Below are 7,917 nucleotides of genomic sequence, written 5' to 3'. Positions count from 1 at the left end.
TAAGACCCCTGGTGGATCACCAGGTCGATAGGCCGGGCGTGTAAGGACCGCAAGGTCTTCAGCGACCGGTACTAATCGGTCGAGGCCTTCTCCCTTCATCCCTCCACCCCCCGCCCATCGCCAAGCGTTGCTCCGCTCCCGCCTCACCCACGCTCCGCTTCCCCTGTGCCGCTCTCAAGGGGCAAAACCCCCCACCGTTCCGGTGGCCATAGCGGAGGGGTCCCACCCGTTCCCATCCCGAACACGGCCGTTAAGCCCTCCAGCGCCAATGGTACTGGGCGGGCCACCGCCCGGGAGAGTAGGTCGCCGCCGGAACAATCTTTCAGGCTCCGCGCCTTCGCGCGCGGGGCCATTTTGTTTATGATCGAGGGGATCAGGAGGGACCGCTGATGGCAGCGGTGGTCATTGGCATCGCCGGCGGCACCGGCTCGGGCAAGAGCACGCTGGTGCGCCGCATCGTGGAACATCTCCCGGGGCGGGTGGCCGTGCTGCCCCAGGACGCCTACTACCTGGACCGCCGGGATCTTCCCTTCGAGGAACGGGCGCGGCTGAACTACGACCATCCCCTCGCCTTTGATACGCCGCTGCTGATCCGGCACCTGAAGGAACTGCGGCGGGGCCTGCCCATTCGCCGGCCCGTATACGACTTCACCCAGCACCTGCGCGACCGGCGGACGGTCCGGGTCGAGCCGCGAGACGTGATCGTTGTCGAAGGGATCCTGGTGCTGGCCGACGAGACACTGCGCTCGTTGATGGACATCAAGATCTTCGTGGATACGGATGCCGACGTGCGGATCCTGCGCCGGCTGGTGCGGGACATCGAGAAGCGCGGCCGCACCATGGAGTCGGTGATCAGCCAGTACCTGGAGACCGTCAAGCCGATGCACGAGCAGTTCGTCGAACCAAGCAAGCGCTATGCCGACCTCATCATCCCCGAGGGCGGTTTCAACCGCGTGGCCGTCGACGTCCTGCTGGCGCGCATCCGGGCGGCACTGGGCTCGCAGGCGGCGGCCCTGCAGACCGGTGCGCGACTGCCGGCGGCACCGTCAAGCCTGGCGGGCGTGGAGGCCGGGCGGAGCCCTGGCACTGCCGTCGAAGGAGACGGCACGACACACAAGGCCCGCAAGCGGAGAAGGCGCAAGCGGCGGCGCAAGGCTGTCGTTGCCCCGGCTGCTCCCACCCCCGTCACAACCGGCGCCCGGGCTGATGACCCTGCGCCCGCCCCGCCGGCACCATGAGGCTTCCCCCGGTCCGGCGGCGCACCGGGCGGCAGCGGTGGCAGGCTGGCCGAGCGAGCTCTCGCCGGTACTCCGCAGTCCCGTCCCCCGTTTGAACTCCTCATCGGGGACCTCGCCCGGAAGTCTCCGGCCGGTAGGCTGTCGAACGGCAGGGATGGTGGTGCTCCCGTCAAATGGGGAGGCCGATGATGGCATGGTGATGATGGCATGGTCAGGGAAGGGACCCCTCGTCGCTGCCGGTGGCGGACCCGAGGTGGCACGGCAGCCGTAATCAGCCTCCTTCTTCTGGGTCTTGTGCTGCCATGGGCGCCAGGCGCTGGGCGACCCGGCCCCGTGGAAGCGGCGTCCGGGCCGCCCGCCGCCTCCGGCGGGGCTGGCCCGGCCGAGGCTGGACCCGGAGGCCGGCCCCGCACCACCCCCGAGGCCCGTCTCGGTACGGGCGGCCGGCCCGATCCCGGTGCGGGATCCGTCACCACGCAGGGGCCCGGCCCGGGAACCGGGGCGGAACTTGCGACCGCCGTGGTCCTGGCGGACCCGAGCGGGCCGGCCGCCCCAGAGCAGGGCGATCATCCGAACCGGTCCCCGGCGCCCGGCACCGGCAGCGCGCCGGGCGGCGAGGAGACCGCGCGGCAGGACACCGGCGCCCTCGAGGCCGCCCGTGCCCTGTGGCGGGCGCGCCGCTGGCCCGAACCTCAGGGGCCCTGGACACGGCCCGTCACCCGGGAGGAACTGGCGCGCTGGCTGGTAACGGCCCTGGTAAGGCCGGCGCCGCCTTCCCTGTCTGCACAGGCGGCGCTGTCCATGGCCGTGGCCCTGGGCTGGGTTCCACCCGAGTGGGCGCCCGGGGGCGCCGGCACCTCAGGGGGCAGTACCCCCGCCGGTGGTGGGGACCAGGTGCCGGCGGGGGTGATGGACGGGCAGCCAGCAGGGCGGCCCCAGGGAGCGCAGGCGGGACACCCGTCGGGACAGCCCGAAGGGCGGCCGGGAGGCAACCCGCCTGGGCAACCGGGGGAGGAGCGGCCGGGACGGCCGGCCGGGGGCGTGCTGCCGCTGCAGGCGCGCGACCTGGGCGAGGTGGAGGCGCGGGTCCTGGCGGGACAGGGGTCCGGTGAAAGGGCGATGTCCCACCCCGCGGCGGGGGTGACGCTGGCCGAGGCATTGCCGTGGTTCTTGGGCCTGGTGGAGCGGGCTGGGATGCTTTTTGACGGGGAAGGCACCGTGGTCAGGCTGGATGCCGGGCACGGCTGGATCGAAGTGACCCAGGGCGATCTCCGCCGCATCCTGGTCCTGGACGGGCAGGCGGCGGTCTACCTCAACGGGCGCACGGCGCGGCTGGACGATCTGCGGCCGGGCGACGAGATCCGCTGGGTGGAGTCTCCCCCCGGCCCCGATGGCAGCCTCCCACCTCCCCCGGACGGCAAGCCCGCCGGCGCGCCCTCGACCGCGGTGGCCTATGTCGAGGGGTATCGCTGGATCCTGCAAGGAACGGTCGACCGAGTGGACTGGCGCCGGCACCACCTGGTGCTGGTCCTGGCGGGATGGGCGCCGGCCCCTCCAGGGAACGAGCCGGGGTCGACCCCGCCCGCGCCTGCTGCCGGGAGGCCGCCGGCGCCCTGGCAGGTGCCCGGGCCAGGGGATGCGCCGGAGCGCAACGTGCCACCGGCGGCCGGCACAGGGGGCGACCGGGCCGCTTCCGGCCGGGCAACGGTAGAGCCGGGCCCGGGCGCAGTCGCTGGCGCCTCCGCACCAGTCCCGGGCGCCAGCCTGGCGGGACGGGGGGCAGAGGAGGGCCAGGACGCCCCCGGTGCGCCCGGCCCGGCGGTGCGGGTGGCGCTCCAGGTGGAGCCGGGGGCGACCGTCCAGGTGAACGGCCGGGCCGGCATCCTGGCGGCGCTGCGCCCGGGGGACCGGGTGAGCGTGACCCTGCGGCGCGCCACCGGGGCAGTGCGCCAGCTCAGGGCCGCCCGGATTGCCGTCCGGGGGCAGGTGGTCGCGGTGGACCTGCTGCGTGGTGTCGTCACCGTGCGGACCGGCAGCGGGACAGGCCGCTGGGTGATCGGCACCGACGCCGTCATCCTGCGCGACGGTGTCGGGGCACGCCTGGCCGACCTGAGGCCCGGTGATGGGGTCTGGCTGGCCCTCGAGGCCCCCAGCCTGGCATCCTACGTCGAGGGGCGCACCGGGCCGGACGAACTGCCGCCGGGTGGCGCCTGATGCCGGGTGGCGCGCCAGGCAGGGGCACGCCAACGCGACGGGCCGCGCAAGGCCGGGGCCGCGCCATGCCACGCGCAATGCCGGTGGAGGCGCAGCACCCCGGGGCACGCAAGGGCAGGGCCGCAATACCAGGGGCCGCACTGCCCGGGACCCGACCGCAGGGGAGGGGCGCAGGTTGTCCGCCCGCCGGGGGGCGAATCCACGGCGTCGGGGGTTGAAGCCCAGGCCATGACCGAACGACAGCACAGGGTTCGTGGACCCGGTGGCGGTGCTGCTGCCCTTCGCCGGGCGGGTTCCGGCTGCGGCCCCAAAGCCGCGCGCCGGGGTGTGGGGCATGCCCTGCTGGCCCTTCTGCTGGCAGGGCTCACGCTGCTGCAAGCCGTTCCGGCGGCCCCGTGGGTGCTGCTGCAAGCCGCTCCGGCGGCGCCGTGGGCAGGCGAGCCGGCACCCGTCCAGGCTGCTGCGGCCGGCCCGCACCCCTCCGGTTCCGGGACCCCCGGACCGGCAGAGCCGGGACCCCGCACCCCTTCGCCAGTGGTGCTCACGCCCGAAGCCGGGCATCCGCCTCGGGCCGGGGACGGGACAGGGGCCACCGGCACCGTGGCCGGCTGGTCGGAGGGGGCGCGGGCCCAGTGGCTCGAGGCCCTGGCCCGCGGCGGCCAGGTGGCGCTGACCCTCTCCCCCCGGGCCGGGCGGAGGGCCGAGTTGGAGCGATGGATCGTCCAGGGCGGGGGGCAGGTGCTCTGGACAGGCCGGGCCACACCGGTTCTGGCTGCGCGGGTCCCGGCGGCGGTGGTTCCCCGGCTGTTGCCCCTGGTGGAGGCCATTGAGGTGGCCCGCCGGGCAGGGGTGGCGGTGCCCAGCGCACCGTCGCCGGGGCCGGAGACCGGGACCGGTTCGACCTCGTTTGAGCGGGCCCTGCACCAGGCCAACCAGGAGGTGCTGGGTGCCCCGGCCCTGCGCTCCGTCCACGGCGTGACGGGCCGCGGCGTCCGGGTGGCGGTGATCGACACCGGGGTCGACCCCGGCCTGCCGGCGTTCCAGCGCCACCTGGTGGACTACGTGGATTTCACCTCGGCGGTGCCTTTCGTCCAGCGGGTGGAGCGCGCCCGGGCCGCCGGGGAGGCAGTGCTCCAGCAGGGGCAGAACCCGGCCTGGGCGGCCGAAGGGGACGTCTTTTTGACGGGTACGGCGCGGGCCGGCCGGGCAGGCGGGGACGGCGCAACCCTGCGCTGGGGGAACCTGCAGGTCCGGCTGCCCGCCTGGGCCGCCGGCACGGAGGTGCGCCTGGGCTGGCTGGACGAGGCGAACGTGGGGCCCGGCGGCACCGACCTGAACGGCAACGGCACGGCCCGCGACCGGTGGCTGGTGGTGGCCTACCCCTGGCGCGGTGACCGCGTGCCGGTACCCGGCGGGGATCACCCCGGGACCGGTGCGGCCGTCGATGGTGGAGTTGAAGCGCGGCAGGAATCCGGGCGAGGGGCGGCCACCCCGGCCCCTGGCGAGGGAACTGCCGGCGGGGCGGGCGGGACCAGCAGCCCGGCGGTGCATGGTCCTGCGGTGCAAGGGCCTGCGGTGCAGATCGACAGCGATCAGGACCTGAACCTGGCGGAGGAGACGGTCCTTTGGCCGCTGGCGGCCGGAGGACCGGTTGCCTGGCTGGCGCCGGCGCAGCCTTCCGGCCAGGCCGCGGTGCAGGGCGGGGACGGTGGCACGGCCCTGGTGGTGACGGCCGCCGACCCCGGTGGGATCCTGGTGAATTTCGGTTTCGACGCCAACGGCCACGGCACCCGGATGGCGTCCATTCTGGCGGCGGCGGGGACGGCTTATCAGGGAGTCGCCCCCGGCACCGGCCTGATGGTGCTCAAGGCCCTGGGCAGCCGCGGTCAGGGAGACTGGAGCCAGATCCTGGCCGCCGTGGACTACGCCGTGGCGCAGGGAGCGGACATCATCAGCCTCAGCGCCGAGAGCCAGACCCCGGGCGAGGAGCTGGCGGTGACGGAGCGGGTCCTCCGCCAGGCCATGGCCCGGGGCGTGCTGCCGGTGCTGGCCGCGGGCAATGGCGGGCCGGGCCTCCACACGGCTCTGGCCCTGCCCGCCGATGCGGGGCTGGTGGTGGGGGCCTTCCTGCCGGGCGCGGCGGCCGACCTGCTGGGCGACCCCGCCGGGGAGCGCCTGCTGCCCTACAGCGCCGCCGGGCCTGCCCGCGATGGGACGCCGTCCCCCTCCCTGGTGGGACCTGGCGTCACCTACACCCTGGTTCCCGCCTGGCAGGAGGAGCTCTGGCCCGGAGGCCTGGCCCCCGACGAGGGCACCAGTGTGGCCGTCCCTTACATCGCCGGGCTGGCGGCTCTACTGCTCGAGCATGCCCGGAGAGAGGCACCGCAGTGGCCGGCGGCTGCCCTGGCGCCCGTGCTCCAGGCCTCCGCCCGCCCCCTCCCGGGAGTGCCGGCGGCGGTGCAGGGGTTCGGCGTCCCGGAGGCGGCGGCGGCCGTCGAGCGCCTGGCGGAGCGCCGGAGGGCCGTCGGCGGTGGCGAGGCAGGTCCTCCTTCCGGCACCGGATGGTCCATCACGTGGCTTCACCGGGGACGCCCGTACCGGGGCGTGGTCTGGGAAGGGGCGGCGCCGGGGGTGCTCACCCTGGCGGTGGGCCACGGCGGGGGGCAGCCGGTGACCGGGCGGTGGACGGGGACGCCTCCCTGGGCCCGTTTCCCCGGCCCCATGCCCTACCCCGGCGGTGACGGCATCTACCTGCCCGCGCAGTACGACCTGCCGGGCCGGCCGGGGCTTTATTCCGCCCTTGTCCGGCTGGAGGGCGGACCGTCCCTGCCGGCCGGGTTCCTCCAGACCTTCGTGCGACCCTATCTCCTGGATGGTGACGGCCTGGAAGTGACCGGCCAGGTGGGCCGGGGCCAGATCGAACGAGTGTTCGTGGAGGTGCCGCCCGGCGTCACGCGCCTGGTGGTGCGCGTCGACCGGCCGGGGGACGGTGCGGAAGGGGCGGCCGCGGAACAGGAAGGCGGCAGCCTCAACGCCTGGGTTTACGCCCCGGGGGGGCGCCTGGTGCGGGACAGCGCCCGGGACACGGGCCGGTTGATCGGCGGGCCCGAACTGCCCGACTGGACGGTGGAGATTCCGTCGCCCGAACCGGGGGTCTGGGAGGTGGACCTGTTCTTCTCGACCCTGTCGCCGGTGGCCTTCGACCGCCGGGCCAGCAGCTTCCGGGTGACGGTGACGGCCCAGGGGGTGGCCTGGGAGCCGCGGGAGCTGGAGGTCCGGGCTCCGGGCGCCCAGGGGGGAAGGCTGTGGGCCGGCGTCACCCTGGTGCCCTACGGCCGCGCTGTGCGAGGCCGGGTTGCGGGCATGGGCTGGGATGTGCCGGTGGAGACGACCGCCCGCCCGGTCGAGGGGAACCGGCCGGAGGCGGCGCGGCAACTGCCGCCCGGCCCGTCGTCCGCGACGGAGCAAACGGTCGGCGGCGCGCCGGGCCCGGCTGCCGGCGAAACCGCAAGCGCCGCGCAGCCGGCGGCCATGGCGGAGGAACGGGCCCAGGTGATGGTGCTGGCCGGTGAGCCCCAGCCCTACGGTTTCGACGTCCCGACCGGTACCGCGCTGTTGGAAGTGCAGGCGGGACCGGTGCCCCGCGCCGGTTGGCGGCCCCGCCTCTACCTGTACCGGGTGGAGGGCGGCGCGGCCGAACCGGTGGGGGACGGCCGGGGCGAGCCGGTGGCGGTGGTGGCCGACCCGCCCCCGGGCCGCTATTATGCCGTGGTGGAACTCGAGCCCACCGGCGCGGGCGCGCCCTCCTGGGACGAGCCGCTGGACCGGGACGCCGGGCCCCTGGCCATCCCGCTGGTGCTGCGCCGGTTCCGCGACGGGGGCGGCATCCGGGTCTCCGCCGGCTCGGTGGAACTGGCGGCCGGCCAGCCGGCCCGGATCATGGCGCTCCTCGACGTGCCGCCGGGCACCGGTGAACCGCAGGGTTACCTGGTGCTGCTGGACGAGGCCGGGGCCGTCGGCGCGCCGCTTCCCGTACGGGTGCGCCGCGGCCCGCCGCGGCTGGTGGTCACCGCCCTGGTCCCGCCCCTGTCGCCGGGCGTGCCGGCCCGCATCACCCTACAGGTGCGGGACCGAACCGACGGGCGGCTGCGGGATGCCAGCCTCATCGTCCAGGGGCGCCTGTATACCACCGCGGGAGGCCAGGTGACCCTGGCCTGGGACGGGCGCAGCAGCGGGCTGGTGGTGCGGGTGCTGGGGGCAGGGGAGGAGAGCGTGCAGGTTGTTCCCCTTCCGCCCGCATCCTAGGACAGGGCCGGCGGCCCAGGGCCAGCACCGCCCGCCTCGGGCCGGCCGCCGGGGGTGCCCCGCTGGCGGCGACCGCCCACCAGGGCTGGGGGCCGCCGGTCCGAAGCCAAGGACCGCGGACCGCCAGCCCGCGGTCAAGGGCGGCCAGAGCGGTCAAGGG

General features: G+C 75.3%; 3 protein-coding genes and 2 rRNA genes. All 5 read left to right on the top strand.

Annotated features, from left to right (window positions below):
• Nucleotides 1-95, top strand: a 23S ribosomal RNA gene (locus THESUDRAFT_RS10165); the annotation flags it as partial.
• Nucleotides 96-198: 103 nt separating this feature from the next.
• A 5S ribosomal RNA gene (gene rrf / locus THESUDRAFT_RS10160) occupies nucleotides 199-315 on the top strand.
• Between the two features lie 74 nt (nucleotides 316-389).
• On the top strand, nucleotides 390-1,238 hold the full coding sequence (udk, locus tag THESUDRAFT_RS10155; RefSeq protein WP_006904703.1) for a uridine kinase: 849 nt from the start codon (nucleotides 390-392) through the stop codon (nucleotides 1,236-1,238).
• A 519-nt stretch (nucleotides 1,239-1,757) separates the two neighbouring features.
• Nucleotides 1,758-3,452, top strand: a complete 1,695-nt coding sequence (locus tag THESUDRAFT_RS10150; protein WP_006904702.1) for a hypothetical protein — start codon at nucleotides 1,758-1,760, stop codon at nucleotides 3,450-3,452.
• A 600-nt stretch (nucleotides 3,453-4,052) separates the two neighbouring features.
• Nucleotides 4,053-7,757 carry a S8 family serine peptidase gene (locus tag THESUDRAFT_RS15135; protein WP_006904701.1) on the top strand — a complete coding sequence of 1,235 codons (3,705 nt, stop codon included), beginning with the start codon at nucleotides 4,053-4,055 and terminating at the stop codon, nucleotides 7,755-7,757.
• Nucleotides 7,758-7,917: the final 160 nt, after the last annotated feature.

Source organism: Thermaerobacter subterraneus DSM 13965 (assembly GCF_000183545.2).
Lineage (GTDB): Bacteria > Bacillota > Sulfobacillia > Thermaerobacterales > Thermaerobacteraceae > Thermaerobacter > Thermaerobacter subterraneus.
This window is presented reverse-complemented; position numbering and strand designations above follow the sequence as displayed.